At 70.8% G+C, this 2,233-nt stretch carries 2 protein-coding genes and 1 pseudogene; 2 read left to right on the plus strand and 1 reads right to left on the minus strand.

Annotated features, from left to right (window positions below; all coding sequences use genetic code 11):
* Positions 1 to 472: pseudogene (locus tag G6018_RS15865) on the plus strand (fumarate reductase/succinate dehydrogenase flavoprotein subunit); the annotation flags it as partial.
* A 34-nt stretch (positions 473 to 506) separates the two neighbouring features.
* Complete coding sequence (locus G6018_RS15870; protein ID WP_182640131.1) at positions 507 to 1,250, plus strand: succinate dehydrogenase/fumarate reductase iron-sulfur subunit; 744 nt, start codon at positions 507 to 509, stop codon at positions 1,248 to 1,250.
* Between the two features lie 24 nt (positions 1,251 to 1,274).
* Here the strand turns inward: G6018_RS15870 and G6018_RS15875 are convergent.
* Positions 1,275 to 2,233 (minus strand): AAA family ATPase (locus tag G6018_RS15875; RefSeq protein WP_182640132.1); only part of this gene is annotated, 959 nt, incomplete at its 5' end.

Here is a 2,233-nt window from a genome sequence, read left to right on the forward strand (position 1 = left end):
CGTCGAGGCGCTCCTCGCGGTGGGCGGATCCACCGGGCCCGCCCATTTCCACCGCGCGCTGGGCGAGATCCTCTACGCCGGCTGCGGGGTCACCCGCACGGCCGAGGGGCTGACCGCCGCGATCGGGCGCATCCGCGACCTCCGGGCCCGGTTCTGGTCCGACCTCCGCGTGACCGGGACCGGTGAGCACCTCAACCAGGTGCTCGAACTGGCCGGCCGGACGGCCGACTACCTGGAGCTGGCCGAACTGATGTGCGTCGACGCCCTGGACCGCGACGAATCCTGTGGCGCCCACTTCCGCGACGAACACCGGTCCCCGGGCGGCGAGGCGCTGCGCCGAGACGACCTCTGGCGCTTCGCCTCGGCCTGGGGATCGGCCGGCGACGACCGGGGCGGCCCGCGCACCTTCACCCGCCATGCCGAACCGCTCGACTTCTCCGCGGTCGAGCTCACCACGAGGGACTACCGATGAGATCCACCCGACGAACGACTGCGAGCACCACCCCGTGAGACTCACCCTGCGCGTGTGGAGGCAGGCCGGTCCCGAGGAGTCCGGCGACTACGTGGAGTACCACGTTCCGGACGCCGAACCGGAGATGAGCCTGCTCGAGCTGCTCGACTCGCTCAACGACCGACTGGTCGACGACGGGGTGGACCCGGTGGCCTTCGATTCCGACTGCCGGGAGGGGATCTGCGGAGCGTGCGGGGTGACCGTCGACGGGCGCGCGCACGGCCCGGCCGAGAACACCCCCTCGTGCCACCAGCGCCTGGACGCCTACTCCGACGGTGACACCCTGCGCATCGAACCGATGCGCGCGGCGGTGTTCCCCGTGATCCGGGACCTGGTGGTGGACCGCTCCGCGCTGGACGGGATAGCCGAGGCCGGCGCCCACGTGTCGCTTCCCGCGGGGACGGCCCCCGACGCCGACCTCACGGCACAGGGGCACGACGACGCGGAGACCGCACTGGATCTGGCGGCCTGCATCGGCTGCGGTGCGTGCGTGGCGGCCTGCCCCAACGGATCGGCCAATCTCTTCCTGGGTGCGAAGCTGGGGCATCTGGCCCTGATGCCGGTGGCGAGCCGCGAACGCGGGTCCCGGGCACGCGAGATGGTCGACGCCGCGGATCAGGAGTTCGGCTCCTGCTCCCTCTACGGCGAGTGCTCGAGGGTGTGCCCGGCGGGGATTCCGCTGCGTGCGATCGGCATGGTCAACCGGGAGCGCCTCCGCGCGGTCTTCAGGCGCTCGTGACCTGCCCCGCGCGCACGGGGGAGGTCAGCGCATGCGCTGGGAGATCACCTTGGAGATGCCGTCGCCCTGCATGGACACCCCGTAGAGGACGTCGGCGACGTCCATCGTGGGCTTCTGGTGGGTGATCACGATGAGCTGGCTGGTCTCCCGCAGCTGTTCGAACAACCCGATGAGGCGGCGCAGGTTGGTGTCGTCGAGTGCGGCCTCGACCTCGTCCATCACGTAGAACGGGCTGGGGCGGGCCTTGAAGATCGCCACCAGCATCGCCACGGCCGTCAACGACTTCTCGCCACCGGACAGCAGCGACAGTCGCTTGACCTTCTTGCCCGGCGGCCGGGCCTCCACCTCGATCCCCGTGGCCAGCATGTCCGTGGGGTCGGTGAGGATCAGCCGGCCCTCGCCGCCGGGGAACAGCACGGCGAACACGTCGCGGAACTCGCGTTCGACGTCCACCCATGCCTCGGTGAAGATCTGCTCGATCCTCTCGTCCACGTCATCGATCACCCCCTCGAGGTCGGCTCGGGCCTTCTTGACGTCGTCGAGCTGGGTGGACAGGAACGCGTACCTCTCCTCGAGGGCGGCGAACTCCTCCAACGCCAGCGGATTGACCTTGCCGAGGGTCGCGAGATCCTTCTGGGCCAGCTTGAGTCGACGCTCCTGCTCGGCACGCAGATACGGCATCGGCGGGGGCGGGGTGACGTCCTCCCCGCGCTCGCGGGCCGCCTCGTACTCCTCGATCTCCAGCGCGGACGGCGGAAGCGGCACCTCCGGTCCGTACTCCGCCACCAGGGCCTCCGGTTCGATGCCGTGCCGTTCCAGCACCGCGGACTCGAGTTCGGAGACCTTGACCTCGAGTTGGGCCCGGACGATCTCGTCGCGGTGGGCGGCGTCCCCCAGTCTGGTGACCTCGGCTTCCGCGCCCGCCAGCTCGGTACGGAGCGAGGCCACCCGTGCGGAGGCCTCCGAGCGCGCGGCCGCCAGCC

The sequence above is a fragment of the Dietzia sp. DQ11-44 genome, from assembly GCF_014145205.1.
Taxonomy (GTDB): Bacteria; Actinomycetota; Actinomycetes; order Mycobacteriales; family Mycobacteriaceae; genus Dietzia; species Dietzia natronolimnaea.